The following is a 16,373-nucleotide window of genomic DNA, read 5'->3' as shown; positions in this document are numbered from 1 at the left end:
TACAACGCCCCAAAACCCAACACTTACGCGCCATTGTAGTGCGTATAATCACGCCGTTTTTTAGTCTAAATCTCCCTCGCCTTAATTTCAGCATTTTTATGTGCAAACGGTACATTTCATGCAGAACAAAAATCATCCAATTGCACAGCAAAATTTAGCCCGCTAGAAGACCCTATTTGGCACAGCTTTTGGAACGCTTAAACCGATGGAATATAAGGTTTACTAGCGTGACCACGAACATTAGCGATTGTTGTCACCAATACATGGAGTTAACACAATGAGCCAAACTAACGATTTTCCACTCTCGGCGGTCCCTCAAAACGCTCGTAAAGGTTTTTGGTCTACCGCTTTTGTACTATTAGGGTTTACTTTCTTCACCTCCACTATGTGGGCAGGTGGCACACTGGGCACCTCATTCAACTTCACCGAGCTGTTGTGGATTATACTGATAGGCAATTTGCTGCTAGGTAGCTATGCTGCTGGACTGGCCTACGTGGCCTATAAAACCGGCTTAAATTCGGTGTTGCTAGGGCGATACTGTTTTGGTGAGCACGGCAGTAAGCTGTCAGACATTATATTGGGCTTTACCCAAATTGGTTGGTACGCCTGGGGTACGGCCACCATTGCCATTATTTTGCTTAAACTTGTCAACTTACCTGAAAGTTACGCCACGCCCTTAATGGTGCTGTTTGGTTTTGGCTTTTGTATTACCGCGTTTATTGGCTACAAAGCCTTGGAAATTCTTTCCAAAATATCAGTTCCCGCCATGTTGGCATTTATCGGCCTGTCTATTTACCAAGGCAGTATTGATATTGGTGGCTTTTCGCAACTAAACAGCATTGTGCCAAGCGATACCATGGCGTTCTCTGCGGCAATTACTTTGGTATTTGGCACCTTTGTGAGCGGCGGAACCCAAGCAACCAATTGGAGCCGCTTTGCTAAATCTGGGCGCATAGCGGTAATCACTACCTTATTAGCATTCTTTATTGGCAATGGCTTAATGGTATTTGTTGGCGCCTTTGGCGCGATGGTTTACCAACAAGCCGACATCGTTGACGTACTAGTAAGCCAAGGCTTTATTCTGGTTGCCATTCTGATGTTATTTGCCAATATCTGGACAACCCAAGACAACACCATTTATAACTTTGCCGCCGCCGGCTGTAACTTGGTAAGAACCGACAAGCGCCGCTTAATTACCGTGGTAGGTGCAGCCATAGGCACCCTGTTGGCGGTGTTTGGCATGTACAACTTATTGATCCCATTCTTAATCCTATTGGGCACCTTTATCCCACCGATTGGCGCAATCATCATGGCCGATTTTTGGTTTAAACACCGTGGCAATCCACCAGCACTAGAGCACATTAAGCTACCCAGCTTTGATAAATGCGGCTTAGCGGCTTATGCCGTTGGCTCTGCAGCAGCTTACTATTCACCTTGGATAGCGCCTTTGGTGGGCATTGTGGTGTCAGCCAGTTTCTATGGTGTATTGCTGCACATTAGCTCGGCCCAAACATTAACCAAACAAACAGCCAGTTAAGGAGATAGTGCTTGGCTATTCGCGCTAAAGATATTCCCCTAATCCCCGGTTTAGCTAGCATTAAGCTGCTTACCGGGGAAGCTTCACAGCAAGCGATTCGTTGGCCATATTTGGCGGAAAATAAAGAACTCGCACCTTGGTTAACCGGCGGTGAGTTAGTCTTTGTTACCGGTATTAATTTGCAACGCAGTGAACAAGAGTATTATCAGCTTATTGATGAAGCATTAGAAAAGTCGGCAGCAGGCATGGTGATTCTTACTCATTCTGAGTTTATCGACACCATTCCCGATAGCGTGATTAGCTACGCCAACCAACATCAATTTGCAGTATTAGAGCAGCCCTATAGCTTACCAATGGTGAAAGTGACCGAGCTAATTTGTAAGGCCTTAATTCAAGACAACCAGTCTACTCATTCCCTGCAGCACTTTATTAGCCATGTGATTAACAGCCCCAACCAGCTGTCTTTACTGTCTCAGCATAGGGCCAAAGAGTTAGGTTTAGACTTTGATGCCGCCATTAGTATTGCTCAACTGCAACCGCAGGTTAGCGATGCGAGTGATTTAAATGTATGGGTATTTCAACTGCGCCAATGGCTTAACCGCATGCGCAGCCCCTACCCTTTAATTGAGGATCACCATGGTTGGTATTTACTGTTACCCATACAAGCCCAAGACTCTTTAGAGCAACAGCGTAGTCTTTGGCAGCAACTTAATCAGTATTTGGCAACACAAGAGCTTAAATACAAATTAGGGCTAAGCATAAGCCCACAAGGCTTAAACCAATTGGCCAATGCCGCTTTACAGGCAAAGCAAGCCGCAGAGTTCAGCCAATTACAAAGCCACCACTCCAGCATTGTTCATTACTTAGATTTGGGAGTAAGTCGGGTTTTTGCCGCAATCGAAGATCCGCAAATTTTACTCAGGTTTTGTTGCGATAAACTTGGGCCCTTATTCCATTGCCAAGAACCGAGCTTAATCACACTTAAGCATACTTTGCGCAGCTACTTCGACAATTTGGCCAGCTTAAGACAAACCGCCAAAGAGCTTAATATTCACCGTAATACGCTCAGCAATCGCCTTGCCAAAGTGCAAGTACTTACCGGTTGTGACTTAGAGCAAGCCCAGCAACGACTAGAATTACAAAATGCCCTGCTGATGGAACCTTTAACAATCCAGCGGCAACAACACTCTGTTCAAGGATTATCATGAAAATTATTAACGCACGCTTAAGAGGGCAAGCAGAGCTATTTAGCCTATCCATCGACAATGGCCTAATTACTCACATCGAGCCGCAACCTGCAGCCTTGTTCCCCGATTTGCCCGACAATCAAGATGCCATAGATGCGGCTGGCAATTTGTTATGCGCTCCTTTTGTTGAACCGCATATTCATTTAGATGCAGTACTCACTGCCGGGCAGCCTTCTTGGAATATGAGTGGCACTTTGTTTGAAGGCATTGAGCGCTGGAGTGAGCGCAAGCCGCTACTCACACCGGAAGACATAGAGCAACGGGTGCTAAAAACCGTGCAACTCTTGGTGGAAAATGGGGTGCAATACATTCGAACCCATGTCGATGTTACCGATCCACAGCTCACTGCCCTAAAAACCATTGCCAAGTTAAAAAGCAGGCTGGCATCCGCTATCAACTTACAGATAGTGGCTTTTCCGCAAGAGGGGATCTGGTCTTTTCCTAACGGCAAAACCTTAATGGAACAGGCCATTAAAGAGGGAGCAGATGTAATAGGCGGTATTCCCCACTTCGAATTTACCCGCGAGTATGGGGTTGAGTCGATGCGCTGGGTGGTTGAGCTCGCCAAACAACATGGTTTATTGGTAGATGTGCACTGCGATGAGATAGACGATGAAGCCTCACGCTTTTTAGAAGTACTTGCCACCGCAGCCTTAGAGCTTGATATGGGCGAGCGCGTGACTGCCAGCCATACCACCGCAATGCATTCTTACAACAACGCCTATTGCTCTAAGTTATTTAGACTACTCAAAAAATCTAAAATCAACTTTGTCTCTTGCCCTACCGAGAGCATTCACTTGCAAGGTCGCTTTGATACTTACCCGAAACGACGCGGAGTGACTCGAGTAAAAGAGTTACGCGAAGCCGGAATGAACGTCTGCTTTGCCCAAGATTCCATTCAAGACCCTTGGTATACCTTAGGTAACGGTAAACTACTAAGAGTATTAGATGCGGGTTTACACATCTGCCACATGATGGGTTATAGCGAGTTATCTAAAGCCTTAGACCTTATAACCGACAATGGCGCTAAAGCCTTACAAGTAGAAGCTGAATACGGCATTGAAGTAGGCAAACCTGCAAACTTTATTTTGCTAGAAGGAGAAGACGATTTATCGGTGATTCAACGCCAAGGCGAAGTATTGTTATCTGTGCGTAACGGGGAAATACTGGTTCAACGTCAACCAGCCAAGCTAATTAAACATTGCTCATTTTCCAAAGAGTAAACGTCTGTAACTCATTAGCTTGAATGCTAACTTGCTAGTAAATATAGGGAGCACTACTCAAGCAAATGAGCGGTGTTCCACTACAGTTTTCTCACGAAAAACTAGTCTAGCCAAGTGCCAGGATAGCCTATGCGATTGGGCGAGATGATAAATTCATCAAACCAAGCAAACTCGTCTTTAGTTGCATTCCAACGATCACCACTGCTTCCGCCAAAGAAGGTGCTAAAGAAGACTTTAGTAATTTTATTGTTCGGCTCATTGCAACGCGGAATTTCTCTTCGAAGTAGTAAGCGGCTTTTTTTACCGTCTAACCAACCTTCCATTAAGCCAAATTCTTATTATCTAGATAACTAACTCAAAACTATAATTAGTCATTGAAAGTAAGTTGTTTACTCATAATTCTATCGAGAATGTCAATCGACAGTGAATGAATCACTAGTTGCTAAGCATTAAGGAGCTTAGCTTTAAATAGAGGGGAGCTATTTTAGGAACTGTGTTTGTTAAACTGAAAAACACCGCATATCTGATTCGTTTTTTCACTACCTAGAGTGGAAATATTACTACATCAATTCAGTAGTGCATATTGAAAGCGGAAACACCACCTCTATCGAATAGACATTGAGTGTATGCACTGGATTTTGGACGGAAAGAAGCTCGTCAGGTTTATCAATAAAAAGGTGCTGATAACCTAACGGGATAAAGACAATAAGGTCTGGTCCGCTCCGATTAACGTAACTATGAAACAGAAACACTACCTACCTATTTAGTATAGCCACCTAGAATAGGCAGACTGTAAATCAGTAAAAAGAGCCTCACAGATATAATTTCAAGCAAAACCGATAAAAGTATAAAATATCTGTAAAAAAACTAAATAAATCATAAGCATTCTTCTTTTAACTTGTCAAAAAAACAAACCATTGATAATATAAATATTAATAAAAACCTATCTTAAACTAAAATTAAAGGATTAATATTTAGTGTTTAAATCTATCAAAACTTCTCTAGTACTTTCTTTATTTGTTACAGGAGCAGCCAACGCGGCTGGCGGAGCTTACCTTGGTGCAGACTTTGCGTTTAGCAATGAAACTGAGCTAAAAGTAGATGGTATTTCTCTTAAAGATAACAATGATGTCGGCTTCAATTTAGTTGGCGGATATGCTTTTGAAGCTTCGGAAAAATTTAAAATTGGCCTAGAAGCAGAGTATCGCACTATTGGTGATGTCACTTATTTAGATGTCCTAAAAGGCTCAGGCAGTGCTTTTTACCTTAATGCAAAACCTATGTTCTTCTTCACCCAAAATGCTTATATCGCGGGCCTAATTGGTTTAGGGTCAATGGAGCTGGAGCTAAAGAACCTTTCAACAAATGAAACTGCATCAGAGTCTGATTCTAGTCTTCAACTGGGTGTAGAAGGTGGCTATGTATTTAATAACGGACTTGGTTTAAATGCTGGTTACAGAAGCGCTAACGCAGATATTGACGGCGTCGATATAACAGTAAGTGGTTTCTACGCTGGCTTACGCTATAACTTCTAATTATTTTGGAAAGCTAAATAGTTAAACCCCTCAGTTGAAAGAATGTAAAAAGCGAACTTAAGTTCGCTTTTTACATTAATACTTCAATAAGTTTATTCAGCAGTATAGTTAAACTTCTGTCCGCCAATGCTGGCTTCATACATTAAACCACCTTTAGCTAAGGTGAATACCGCATAACCACTTACATAGTGGGCTTTAGATTGGGTTTCGCCTGCTGCTGCTCCGGCGCCAGATGTACCAGCTTGAGCAGAAGCGCCAATGGTTAGCGCCACTGCACTAGCTTGAGCACCAAACTCGAAGCTGCCGCTAGTAAACTCGTCGTAAGCGCGTTTATCTTGAAGGAAGATGATTTGGCTGAACGCTTGGCCACCAAGCTGGAAACCAAGAGTAACTTGGCCCATATTCACACTGCCTGTTGTGGCTCCACCTCGGTAGACTTTGCCTTCGCCGTAAGCGCCACCGATACCAATGCCGCCCTTACCAATGGTAGGAAACACCGCATAGCCATAAGCATTGTTAAAAAACGGGGTAGTTCTATCAGACTTTTTAAATTGCTGAATTGTAGCTTGATAGTCATCCGCGACGGATTGAAAGCTTAATACAAGCACACCAACACACATTGCCAACCATTTCTTCATAAATAAACATCCCTAGATTTGGAGTATGGTGCAAGCAGCATACACGATGTATTTGAAAATCGGTACGCTGCCTACAAAAACTTCAATATTTAGGGAAGCTTATGCCTAAGGTTGATAAAGCCGATAGCGGGTTTGATATTGATAGCTTTCGCCAGGTTGTAGCCAACAACTTTGATGTGGCCAATCTGGGCGGTTGGGAGAGTCCGGCAAAAATTGGGTTTCTAAGGCGACGCCACTATGCGCCTGATAGACCTGGCCATTATGCCCTGGATTACCAGTTAAGAAGTTACCGGTATAAAGCTGAATCGCAGGTTTGTTGGTATACACTTCCATCGCTAGAGAAGCGTCGTCGGCAATAATACGAGCTACTGGCTTACCATCGCTCACCACCTGCTCTTGCAGCAAGTAGCTATGATCGTAGCCGCCCACCAGCTGCTGATCCGCGTCTTTCTTAAGATCTTCAGCAATCAGCTTAGCTTGCCTAAAATCAAAGCCGGTACCTTCTACAGATTTTAAGCCATCAACAGGAATACCATCCTCTGCCACTGGTAAATATTGATCAGCTGCAATGTATAGTTGGTGTTGCAATACCGTTGAAACCCCAGCGTTTAAATTAAAGTAACTATGGTCGGTAAGGTTTACCGGGCAAGGCTTGTCTACAGTAGCCGAGTAATCGAGAACTAATTGATTGTCTTCATCTAAGGTGTAATCAAGCTGAGCCTGCATATTGCCAGGAAAACCACACTCTCCATCGGCCGAGCTAATGGTAAAACGGACTTTGTTATCTGCCAGCTGCTCGCCTTGCCAATCGCGGTGGCTAAAATCGTTCGCGCCATGCAATTGATGCTCATCTTGGTTAGCGCTTAAGGCATAAGCTTGTCCTTGGTACTCAAAACGCGCTTGCTTGATGCGGTTAGCATAGCGCCCCACCGTTGCGCCTAAGTAAGCGTCTTGTTTTAGGTAATCTTCAAAACTGTCACAGCCCAGAACCACTTCACGTAACTCTCCGCCATTCAGTTTTATTTTTAAACTGGCCAGAGTGGCTCCCCATGCTAATACTGTGGCCTCACTCCCCCTAGCATTCTTGAGGGTAAACGTTTGCACTTTTTTATCTTGCTGTGCGAAAGGCATGAAAAACTCCTAAAACTGATTCAATACAATGAGAGTAACAAAAAGGTGGAAGACCTCTGCAACCCGCTAAATAAGGCGATACTAGCCTAGCTTAACGATAGATTTTTGATTCAGTCCACAGTTCAACATAAGACGCAAAAAACGTAATAGCCTTAACAACAAAAAAGTGAACTTCATCACCTTTCATACTAGGCGAAATGACAATGTTTTCACAATATATATTGCTGCTTGAATGCTTGAAACAAGCAATAAATGCACCTACTGCAAATTTTTAACGAGGTTAGGCAGTACCCAAAGTTTATCTTCATCAATCGGCGTTTTAGGATGTAGGGACGGATTGCGTAGCTTAAACACCAAGCGATTTTCCATTAAATCTGCCAACTTATGGTAATTGAATTTTTTAAACAAAGCATCAAAACTTCCATCATCAATGGCAAGCCTTAAGCCTTGTTCTAAACGCTCGGCTAATATAGTGTTCTCTGGGTTAACAAAGTAATAAATGGGTGCTGGGTAACTTAGTAGTATTCTGGGTTCGGTAACAAAATCATCCCGCTTATGCTGTTTTAATTCCGCGCCTATTTCGCTAATACCTCGAGGGAAATAATCAAAACGGCCGCGCTTTAACATGCCAAACAAACCTTCATAGGTTTTACCTTCAATCACTGGCAAGCGGTTGTATTCTAGAATTTCAATATCTGGCCAACCCATACCTTGTCCGGCACGCATTTGGCGTAACTCACTCAAGTGCTGAATGTCTTTAAACCGACGCAGGTCTTCTCGGCGGATCATCAGCACTCGTTGGCCTAATAAGCCCTTTAATAAAGGAATGCGAACAGCCAGCAGCTTCGACTCACGCTCAAGACTGGTCATTGTCCAAACAATGTCGATACAGTGCTTACGCTGAACTTGCTGTAGGGCCCTGTCTTGCATCATCCTAACGGGACAGGTTTGGATTTGATAAGGGCCATAGCTTGCCGCCGTTTTATTTAGCGCGAGCTCTAGCAACTCGATAAAGTATTGATGCCGCAGATCTTTGTCACTTTCGGGCTGAACGTGCCTCACCACTAGATTTGCCGCATTGGCCCCAGTAATGGTGATGACAAAAATCACTAACAGCATTAAACAGCGACGCGGCATTGGCATTATTCACAAATGTGTTATCAAATTAATTGTATGTAATGACTAGCCCGGATGACAATCAAATAGATCAACAAAACGTCAAGGCTTGTAAAAATTCTCACCCAGTAACAAGCAATTAAGCTTGCTGGGGGCTTACTCTACTTTAATCCAAAGCGGGCTTTGTTCGCTGGGTGTACTGGCGTGCAAATAAGGGTTGTTTAATTTAATCACTGAACGAGATTTCAGCTCATTGGCCAGTTTGTCGTATTGATAGTGGGAAAACAGAACATCAAAACTTCCATCGCTAAAGGCTATCCATAAACCTTGTTCAATACGCGCTGCTAACTCTGAGTTTTGCTTGCTTACAAAAAAATAGATAGGCGCACGGTAGCTGATCACCAAATGTGGCTCGGCCACAAAATTTTCGCTTTTATGCTGTTCGAGCTCATCAAAAATTTCGTTTATGCCACGCGGAAAATAATCAAAACGTTGCCGCTGCAACATACCAAACAAACCCTGGTAGTTCATGCCTTCTACAACTTCAATTTGATTAGCTTGCAATATCTTATTGTCTGGCCAGCCACTACCTTGCCCAGCGGAAAAGGCTTGTAAGTCTTCAAGAGACTCTACCTTGGCAAAGCGAGCAATATCTTGTTGGCGAATCATCAACAAACGCTGCCCTAGCAAGCCTTTTAAAAGAGGGATACGTATTGGTAACAAGGCTTCTTCTCGCTCTGCAGTGCTCATTGTCCACACTACATCAATGCCGTTGTTGTTTTGTAACTGCAGCAGCGAGCGGTCTTGGCTCATTGTGGCTTTACTACTGGCTAAACGAAAGGGGCCCAGTTCTTGTTCGGTTTTAGTGAGGACTAAGTTGAGTAAATCGATGAAGTAGCTATTGCGTAGGTCTTTGTCGCCTTGCGGTGCAATATGGCGCACCACCAGCGGGCTTAGCTCTGTGGCGTAAGCATTCGAGCAGAGTGATAGAACGCTTAAAACAACGATAAAAAGATGCTTCATTGTTGCTCTGGTTTTGCTTATTTATTTGCTTAGTGTACAAAATATCAGCAAGCGACAATAGCTTTTCTGTCAATTATTACCTAAGTACTCAACAATTAATTAGTCAAAACTCTCTCTACACTTACCAGTGAAGCTGGCGATGTATCATAAGGCTATCACTAAGGTTTATACTTGGCTTAGTTTCAACAATAAGGGTTGGCTTTGCGGCATTCATTATTCAACAACAGCGTCATCGTTTTAAGCATGTTTTTACTCACTGCTTGCTCTACTGGGGATCATGGCTCCTATGCCGAGCGCAGCTTCTATCAAGGGGATGCAAGCAGCTTAAAATATATTGGCCCGGCAAGTGGTAAACACTGCCAGACTTATGCTTTATATCTTTTTCCATTAAAGCAAAACCCATCAACAGCACTCGCTTTAGAGCAAGCAAAACAATCTCAAGACTCGACCCTAATGCTCAGCGATCTTAGCATTGGTGACGTGACGGAATGGGGATTTGGCTACGCTAAACACTGTATATTAGTCACTGCAGATGCCTATGGGAAATAAACGTTTTCTATCGTTAGGCCGTGATGAGTCGAGCTTAAAAGCGAACTCCCGCCTTCTTGATTAACGTCAACCAACAGAAAGCAAAAAGCCTGCTCAATGAGCAGGCGCTTTTAAATGTGCACGATGATGAGCCAAGGTTAATAGTCGAACTCCCAGCTCTTACTTATTATTCAGCCATAAAAAAGCCCTGCCATGACTGAAGGGACTTTCTGAATCTGGCCGGTGATGAGCCAAGGTCGAAAGGCGAACTCCCGCTTTCTTGGTTAACGCCAACCTGCAGAAAGCAAAAAGCCTGCTCGATAAGCAGGCTTTTTAGAATGTGGTCGGTGATGAGCCAAGGTTAAAAGGCGAACTCCCAGCTCTTACTTATTATTCAGCCATAAAAAAGCCCCGTCATAACTGACGGGGCTTTCTGAATGTGGTCAGTGATGAGCCAAGGTTAAAAGGCGAACTCCCGCTTTTTTGGTTAACGCCAACCTGCAGAAAGCAAAAAGCCTGCTCAATGAGCAGGCTTTTTAGAATGTGGTCGGTGATGAGAGATTCGAACTCCCGACCCTCTGGTCCCAAACCAGATGCGCTACCAAGCTGCGCTAATCACCGATTTTCTTGATGTTTCAGAGGGCTAAACCCTCTGGCCCCACTCTCTATGAGCTTCGCGACGATGCGCTACCAAGCTGCGTTTATCGTCTTAGTTATTTTAGAGCAAGCTCTTAGTAATAACCAAACTATTGCGATAACAACGAATCTCGTTGCATCTAAATAATGGGGTGAGTAATGGGATTTGAACCCACGACAACCGGAATCACAATCCGGGGCTCTACCAACTGAGCTATACCCACCACTGAGTATTTCGAGCGTTTCCGAAGCAATGGCGCACCCGACAGGAGTCGAACCTGTGACCTTCGCCTCCGGAGGGCGACGCTCTATCCAGCTGAGCTACGGGTGCTCAATGCTGGCGGAGGCGTATATTAGGGTTTTCGCTCCGCCCTGTAAAGACATTTTATAAAAAAACTGGTAATTGCTGGCTTTTCCAGCAAGCCGATAAAAAGCCCTTAATTTCAAGGCTACTTAAGCAGCAAATAGCTGGTTAAGTAGCCAATAAAACTCTACTACACTGCTGTAAATCCCGCGTAGGTAATGCCACTTAAATGTGCCATTTCTCGATGCCAAGTTGCTAAATCGCCTTTAGTGAATTGATTAAGATGATGATGCCCACATGCACGCGCCATAACCTGCATTAATGCAACCGAAGCGTCAAAGAAATTAGCCAATTGTTGAGCCGACTTGTCCACATTTAAACGCTGGCGTAAATCGGCATTTTGAGTCGCAATCCCTGCCGGGCAGTTATTGGTATTACAGATCCGCGCTGCTACGCAACCAATGGCTTGCATGGCACTGTTAGATACCGCAACGCCATCGGCCCCTAAAGCCATGGCTTTGACAAAGTCCATAGGTAGGCGTAAACCGCCAGTTATTATCAAACTTACCTTGCCACTCGCTCCCTGTTGGTCAAGATAGCGTCGCGCTCTTGCTAAGGCCGGAATGGTGGGCACGCTAATATGGTCTCTAAATATTTCTGGTGCAGCTCCTGTACCGCCACCACGCCCATCTAATATGATGTAGTCAGCGCTGCTATCTAAGGCAAACTGAATATCTCGCTCAATATGGTTGGCACTTAACTTAAAACCAATGGGAATGCCGCCAGTTATTTCACGCACCCTATCGGCAAAGTGTTTAAAGTCTTTGCTGCTGTGTAAATCAGCAAATGTGGGCGGCGAAATCGCTGGCTGCCCTTCAGCTATGCCGCGAACCAAGGAGATTTTCCCTTGATTTTTATTGCCCGGTAAATGGCCGCCAGTGCCGGTTTTTGCCCCTTGCCCTCCTTTAAAGTGAAAGGCTTGAACTTGAGTAAGCAATGATTCTTGATAACCAAATTTAGCGCTGGCCAACTCATAAAAGTACCGTGAATTTTGCTGCTGCTCTTCGGCCAACATGCCGCCTTCCCCAGAACAAATTCCGGTTCCAGCAAGCTCTGCGCCTTTAGCTAATGCGGTTTTCGCTTCTTCCGATAAAGCGCCAAAACTCATATCAGAAACGAACAAAGGGATTTTCAGCTGCAGCGGTTTTTTAGCTTCTGGGCCGATAATCAGTTCTGTGGCCACTGGCTGATCTTCCATCAAAGGCTTTTTGGCCATTTGCGCCACCATCACTTGGATGTCGTCCCAATGTGGCAGAAGATGCCTAGGTACCCCCATAGAGGTCATTGCACCATGGTGACCCAGTTTTGATAAACCTTCACGCGCCAATTGATGAATAAAGGCAACGGTGGGTTCTTCAGTTGTAGGCGTGGCCTGCGGTGCAGCGCTGTTAGTTTGAGGCTGTTGGGCTTCTTGGCCTATTTGTTCGGCACTAAACTGCTTATGGCTGCCATCACAAAATGGGCTATTCGCCGTGGTTTTACACGCACATAAATAAGCATCACCAGTTTCTTCTGCGGTAAAAGCCTTGGGACTAAGGCCGGTACCTGCATGGCTACCATCACAAAAGGGTTGGGATTTAGAACGACCACAGCTGCAAAAGTAGTATTGGTCTCCCTTAGTTAAACTCACCTTTTTGGGTTTGTTATCGGCAATAATCGGCTTAGTCATACCCTCTCCTTGCACATAAATGGCGGGGCATACTCGCCCTGCATTTACTTAGCTTAGACGCTTTTCACTCAAAGGTGAGCAACAAAGCCCGAGTAGCAAAAGGTGGTAAAGGCTATTAAATAACAACTCTAGATTAGCTTTCTAAAGCTTGTTCAGCGCTAAATGTTTTTTTGAAACTAAAGGCTTGGGCAGTATCTCCTTGCTGCCTTAATAAGGCTAAACGCTCCAGTGCTTCAGCGGTGCTGGGAACATGGCCATCTTCCACCCACCACAATACGTAACTGGCCAAGGGGGATTTATCAAACCACTCTGCACGGCGTTTCATAATGTCGATGTGATGGGTTTTAAACATAAAGTGCTGCAGGCTAGCTAAGGACTGCCACACCGACAAATTAACAATCATCCTTGGGTTATCAAAGGCTTGCACTTCAGTAGCATTGCCAGTGTCATCCTTAAGCCGCCAAACAAAGCCTTCGCTCGCATCAGCAATGGCATTAATTGGGTCCAGATTATCGACAAAATCTTTGAGCAGGGGTGAATCTAGATCGTCTTTGGCGGTGGCAATATTTAGCTGTGCGAGTTGCATTTTGTCTCCTTAGTTTGCTCATTAAGTATTAAACGCATTGGCACATCAATAATGCCCTTAGTATTACGCTGTTCTTGCTCGGCAACAAAACCCCAAGCCTGATACATCGCTTTAGCACCTAGCGAGGCATTTACCGTGAACTCTCCCTTATTACCATTGGCTAAACAGGCCGCTTTAGCATGTTGCCATAAGCGACTGGCCAAGCCTTTCCCCTGAGCAAAGTCGGCAACAAATAGGTGGTAAAGATGGCTGTTATCTCTGGTTGCGACCACGCCCACCAGCTGGGCATCGCCATTGTTCTGCTGCTCGGCTAAGTGATAGCAAAAACCTTGATTAATGTATGAACTAATAGCCGCTTTGTTCATGGCTTTTAATAAGCGCTGTGCGCCCTGCTCGGAAAAATCGCCGACTAAATAACGGCGCGATAAATCTCTTAACAGTTCGCTAATAGCCGCGGCATCCTCTATTTTGGCAGGGCGGATAGTTACCTGTGAATCCACTTACTTTCCTCGTAAAAACCAAAGCTTGAACTAGATAATCCAGCAGCATTTGCACAAACAATAAGCATAGACCCTATTTGCTAGCTTTCCCTCTTGCCAGCGTCAGCAAAGTGCATATGATGGAACGGCAACTCGGTACCCTCTGTGCCTTGCTATTCCTTTATGTTGGCGAATCATGCTTAGTAAAAACATTACCTTACAATTTTGGCGCTATTCCATTCCTTCGGTAGTGGCAATGATAGTAAGCGGCATTTATTTGATTGTAGATGGCATTTTCATTGGCCAAGTTCTCGGCGCAGAAGGGCTAGCGGCGATTAACCTAGCTTGGCCGATTATATTTTTAGTCACCGGCCTAGGTTTAATGGTGGGTGTGGGTGGCGGCGCATTAATATCAATTGCGACTGGCGAGGGAAAAACCGAAAAAGCCCAAAGCCTATTAACTCATGCCTTACTGCTGATGCTACTAATGGCAGTGCTATTTAGTGTAGTGTTAGCCAGCTTGGGCTCTGCCCCTATAAGCCTGCAGGGAGCGAGTGGAAACATTCAATCCATGGCCGAAAGCTACTTGAGTATCCTCGGCAATGGCGCACTGCTTGTGCTATTTAGCTGCGCCCTACCCATCTTGATTAGAAACGACAACTCGCCCAACTTTGCCACCTTGTTGATGATCGTCGGTGCAGTCGCCAACATCGGCCTCGATTATTTGTTTATTGTTAAGTGGGATTGGCAGCTAGCTGGTGCGGCCTATGCTACCTTGGGCGCGCAAGCCTTAGTGATGCTGCTAGCCTTTGCTTACTTTTTCTCTCGCTATAGTAGCTTGAGCTTTCAAGTTAGCGGCTTTCGCTTAAAACCAAAGTATCTAGCTAATATCAGCAATTTAGGCTTAAGCAGCTTTTTTACCACGGTGTACACCGCCTTTATCACCTTGGTGCACAATTATTTATTCCTTCGTTACGGCAGCATAACCGAAACTGGTGCCTATGCGATTGTGCTGTATTTAAGCGTAATTTATTACTTTATTGCAGAAGGTTTTGCCAATGGCATGCAGCCTCTTATCTCCTATAACTTTGGCGCTAAACGCTACGACAATGTACTAAGAGTAATGGCTTTGGGTTTTAGCATTATTTTAGGCAGCGGAGTGGCTGCGGTATTTCTAATGAACCTATTTAGCGAATTTAGCGTGTCGGTTTTTAACAGCGATGATCCAGAGCTATTAGCTGCAACGGTAAGCGGTATCCGCCTGCACCTTTGGGCGATGCCATTAGACGGTTTGATTTTTACTGGCGCGGTGGTGTTCCAGTCAATTAATCGCGCCAATCGCGCTACCTTTATCTCGGTAGGCAATATGGCAATTCAACTGCCATTTATGCTGCTATTACCGGTCGCTTTTGGTGTGGTGGGTATTTGGTTAGTGATGCCGCTATCTACGGTAATTCTTAGTGTGGTAGTCACTTGGTGGCTGCTAAAACTGGTACAACAGTTAAAAGCTGAGACCGCCTAATAAGCTGACGAGTAAACCAACAAAAACGCCGAGCATTAGCTCGGCGTTTTATCTGGAAAATGCAGTGTTTAAGGTAAAGCATTTCCGCGCGAAGTAACATACAGCTGATACCATTGTTCACGGCTAAGCTGCAGTTTAGTAGCGTCGCCACAAGCACGAATTCGATCAGGATTCACACTACCAATTACTGGCTGAATACCAGCTGGGTGACGGATTAACCACGCCAGTACAACAGCCTCTGGCGAAGTAGAGTTTTGATCGGCATATTGGCGAACTAGCTGTGCAGTATCACGCTGAGCTTGGCTGGCGTTAGATAAATCAGCGCCGCTAAACAAGCCACGCGATAAACTTCCCCAGGCTTGAATTTGCACTTTGTTCATCGCGCAATACTCAAGTGTACCAGCAACAAAGCTGTGGCCTTTTACTTGCTCGTCGTTAACGGCAATATTGTGATCAAGCCAATCTAATTTAGACAAGCTCATCTCCAACTGATTCGCCACTAGCGGAAAGCTCAGTAGTGATTGCAAATGGGCAATTTGCGCTCCGCTCATGTTAGAAACACCGAAGTGCTGCACTTTACCACTGCTTTTTAGTTCACTAAGCACCGCGGCCACTTCGTCCATTTCGGCCAAAGGATCTGGGCGGTGCAGCATCATCACGTCAATGCTTTCACTTTGTAAGCGGCGCAATGAATCTTCAACGCTTTGGCGAATGTAATCTGCCGACCAATCGTAGCGACCACACCATTGATCATCGCCAAAGCGAATGGCCGCTTTGGTTTGCAGAATAATTTGCTCACGCAACTCTGGACGCTGTGCCAATACTTGACCAAAAACCTGCTCAGCCTTACCCATGGTATAGATGTCGGCATGGTCAAAATAGTTAATGCCTATCTCTAAGGCCGCATCAATAGCGGTATGCGCTTGGTTTAAGTGATCTTGGGTTACAGGTGAATTATCCCAGTTCCCGCCCAAACCCATGCAGCCATATACAAGGCGACTTGCCTTAGGAAAAACCTGATTAATCGGTGATGCAGCCATCTCGTGCTTACCTTTGTGATTACGAATATTAGCCAAGTATAACGATAAATCAGCGAGCGCTAATAGGTTTATAGGCAGAAAATACGAACTATAGTACGA

The 16,373-nt window shown here is 44.8% G+C and carries 15 protein-coding genes and 3 tRNA genes; 6 read left to right on the top strand and 12 right to left on the bottom strand.

Features of this window, described 5'->3' with window-relative positions; all coding sequences use genetic code 11:
- Positions 1-277: 277 nt before the first annotated feature.
- The 3 genes from codB to codA are packed head-to-tail and all read left to right on the top strand — an operon-like array spanning position 278 to position 4,007.
- Positions 278-1,537 (top strand): cytosine permease, encoded by a 1,260-nt coding sequence (gene codB / locus G6R11_RS15385; protein WP_163133958.1) that lies wholly within the window; start codon positions 278-280, stop codon positions 1,535-1,537.
- Positions 1,538-1,548: 11 nt separating this feature from the next.
- Positions 1,549-2,745, top strand: a complete 1,197-nt coding sequence (locus G6R11_RS15380; RefSeq protein WP_163133957.1) for a PucR family transcriptional regulator ligand-binding domain-containing protein — start codon at positions 1,549-1,551, stop codon at positions 2,743-2,745.
- On the top strand, positions 2,742-4,007 hold the full coding sequence (codA, locus tag G6R11_RS15375; protein ID WP_163133956.1) for a cytosine deaminase: 1,266 nt from the start codon (positions 2,742-2,744) through the stop codon (positions 4,005-4,007). The genes G6R11_RS15380 and codA overlap by 4 nt, the downstream gene beginning before the upstream one ends.
- Before the next feature lie 101 nt (positions 4,008-4,108).
- Here the strand turns inward: codA and G6R11_RS15370 are convergent, their stop codons facing one another.
- Positions 4,109-4,330: a hypothetical protein gene (locus G6R11_RS15370; RefSeq protein ID WP_163133955.1), complete on the bottom strand. Its 222-nt coding sequence runs from the start codon at positions 4,328-4,330 to the stop codon at positions 4,109-4,111.
- 654 nt (positions 4,331-4,984) lie between these two features.
- Here G6R11_RS15370 and G6R11_RS15365 point away from each other — a divergent pair.
- Complete coding sequence (locus tag G6R11_RS15365; protein WP_163133954.1) at positions 4,985-5,542, top strand: outer membrane beta-barrel protein; 558 nt, start codon at positions 4,985-4,987, stop codon at positions 5,540-5,542.
- Positions 5,543-5,634: 92 nt separating this feature from the next.
- Here G6R11_RS15365 and G6R11_RS15360 read toward each other — a convergent pair whose 3' ends face one another.
- The 4 genes from G6R11_RS15360 to G6R11_RS15345 form a co-directional block, all read right to left on the bottom strand.
- The gene (locus G6R11_RS15360; RefSeq protein WP_163133953.1) at positions 5,635-6,180 is read right to left on the bottom strand and encodes a YSC84-related protein; all 546 of its coding nucleotides are present in this window, start codon (positions 6,178-6,180) and stop codon (positions 5,635-5,637) included.
- A 105-nt stretch (positions 6,181-6,285) separates the two neighbouring features.
- Positions 6,286-7,311 carry a galactose-1-epimerase gene (gene galM / locus G6R11_RS15355; RefSeq protein WP_163133952.1) on the bottom strand — a complete coding sequence of 342 codons (1,026 nt, stop codon included), beginning with the start codon at positions 7,309-7,311 and terminating at the stop codon, positions 6,286-6,288.
- A 258-nt stretch (positions 7,312-7,569) separates the two neighbouring features.
- Positions 7,570-8,448 carry an ABC transporter substrate-binding protein gene (locus G6R11_RS15350; protein ID WP_240352487.1) on the bottom strand — a complete coding sequence of 293 codons (879 nt, stop codon included), beginning with the start codon at positions 8,446-8,448 and terminating at the stop codon, positions 7,570-7,572.
- Between the two features lie 135 nt (positions 8,449-8,583).
- Positions 8,584-9,450 (bottom strand): transporter substrate-binding domain-containing protein, encoded by an 867-nt coding sequence (locus G6R11_RS15345; RefSeq protein ID WP_163133950.1) that lies wholly within the window; start codon positions 9,448-9,450, stop codon positions 8,584-8,586.
- 201 nt (positions 9,451-9,651) lie between these two features.
- Here G6R11_RS15345 and G6R11_RS15340 point away from each other — a divergent pair, with 201 nt between their 5' ends.
- Positions 9,652-9,999: a hypothetical protein gene (locus tag G6R11_RS15340; RefSeq protein WP_163133949.1), complete on the top strand. Its 348-nt coding sequence runs from the start codon at positions 9,652-9,654 to the stop codon at positions 9,997-9,999.
- A 523-nt stretch (positions 10,000-10,522) separates the two neighbouring features.
- Here G6R11_RS15340 and G6R11_RS15335 read toward each other — a convergent pair.
- From G6R11_RS15335 to G6R11_RS15310, 6 genes are all read right to left on the bottom strand, one after another.
- Positions 10,523-10,599: transfer RNA gene (locus tag G6R11_RS15335), tRNA-Pro, on the bottom strand.
- Positions 10,600-10,762: 163 nt separating this feature from the next.
- Positions 10,763-10,838: transfer RNA gene (locus G6R11_RS15330), tRNA-His, on the bottom strand.
- 30 nt (positions 10,839-10,868) lie between these two features.
- Positions 10,869-10,945, bottom strand: a tRNA-Arg gene (locus tag G6R11_RS15325).
- A gap of 163 nt (positions 10,946-11,108) precedes the next feature.
- On the bottom strand, positions 11,109-12,647 hold the full coding sequence (locus G6R11_RS15320) for a glutamate synthase-related protein (RefSeq protein ID WP_163133948.1): 1,539 nt from the start codon (positions 12,645-12,647) through the stop codon (positions 11,109-11,111).
- Between the two features lie 133 nt (positions 12,648-12,780).
- Entirely contained in the window at positions 12,781-13,233 is a 453-nt protein-coding gene (locus G6R11_RS15315; RefSeq protein WP_163133947.1) for a DUF3291 domain-containing protein, read from the bottom strand.
- The gene (locus G6R11_RS15310) at positions 13,215-13,733 is read right to left on the bottom strand and encodes a GNAT family N-acetyltransferase (protein ID WP_163133946.1); all 519 of its coding nucleotides are present in this window, start codon (positions 13,731-13,733) and stop codon (positions 13,215-13,217) included. Before G6R11_RS15310 ends, G6R11_RS15315 begins: the two co-directional genes overlap by 19 nt.
- 175 nt (positions 13,734-13,908) lie before the next feature.
- Here G6R11_RS15310 and G6R11_RS15305 point away from each other — a divergent pair, with 175 nt between their 5' ends.
- Complete coding sequence (locus G6R11_RS15305) at positions 13,909-15,234, top strand: MATE family efflux transporter (protein ID WP_163133945.1); 1,326 nt, start codon at positions 13,909-13,911, stop codon at positions 15,232-15,234.
- 68 nt (positions 15,235-15,302) lie between these two features.
- Here G6R11_RS15305 and G6R11_RS15300 read toward each other — a convergent pair whose 3' ends face one another.
- Positions 15,303-16,274, bottom strand: a complete 972-nt coding sequence (locus G6R11_RS15300; protein WP_163133944.1) for an aldo/keto reductase family oxidoreductase — start codon at positions 16,272-16,274, stop codon at positions 15,303-15,305.
- Positions 16,275-16,373: the final 99 nt, after the last annotated feature.

Source organism: Agarivorans sp. Alg241-V36 (assembly GCF_900537085.1).
Classification (GTDB): domain Bacteria; phylum Pseudomonadota; class Gammaproteobacteria; order Enterobacterales; family Celerinatantimonadaceae; genus Agarivorans.
Note: the sequence above shows the minus strand (reverse complement) of the source record. Positions and strands in the feature narration are given on the sequence as shown.

Bases quoted from the DNA above. Each gene is read 5' to 3' on its own strand.
- G6R11_RS15360 (WP_163133953.1), bottom strand. From the start codon at position 6,180: ATGAAGAAATGGTTGGCAATGTGTGTTGGTGTGCTTGTATTAAGCTTT.
- G6R11_RS15370 (WP_163133955.1), bottom strand. From the start codon at position 4,330: ATGGAAGGTTGGTTAGACGGTAAAAAAAGCCGCTTACTACTTCGAAGA.
- G6R11_RS15305 (WP_163133945.1), top strand. From the start codon at position 13,909: ATGCTTAGTAAAAACATTACCTTACAATTTTGGCGCTATTCCATTCCT.
- galM (WP_163133952.1), bottom strand. From the start codon at position 7,311: ATGCCTTTCGCACAGCAAGATAAAAAAGTGCAAACGTTTACCCTCAAG.
- codA (WP_163133956.1), top strand. From the start codon at position 2,742: ATGAAAATTATTAACGCACGCTTAAGAGGGCAAGCAGAGCTATTTAGC.
- G6R11_RS15315 (WP_163133947.1), bottom strand. From the start codon at position 13,233: ATGCAACTCGCACAGCTAAATATTGCCACCGCCAAAGACGATCTAGAT.
- G6R11_RS15345 (WP_163133950.1), bottom strand. From the start codon at position 9,450: ATGAAGCATCTTTTTATCGTTGTTTTAAGCGTTCTATCACTCTGCTCG.
- G6R11_RS15320 (WP_163133948.1), bottom strand. From the start codon at position 12,647: ATGACTAAGCCGATTATTGCCGATAACAAACCCAAAAAGGTGAGTTTA.
- G6R11_RS15350 (WP_240352487.1), bottom strand. From the start codon at position 8,448: ATGCCGCGTCGCTGTTTAATGCTGTTAGTGATTTTTGTCATCACCATT.
- G6R11_RS15300 (WP_163133944.1), bottom strand. From the start codon at position 16,274: ATGGCTGCATCACCGATTAATCAGGTTTTTCCTAAGGCAAGTCGCCTT.
- codB (WP_163133958.1), top strand. From the start codon at position 278: ATGAGCCAAACTAACGATTTTCCACTCTCGGCGGTCCCTCAAAACGCT.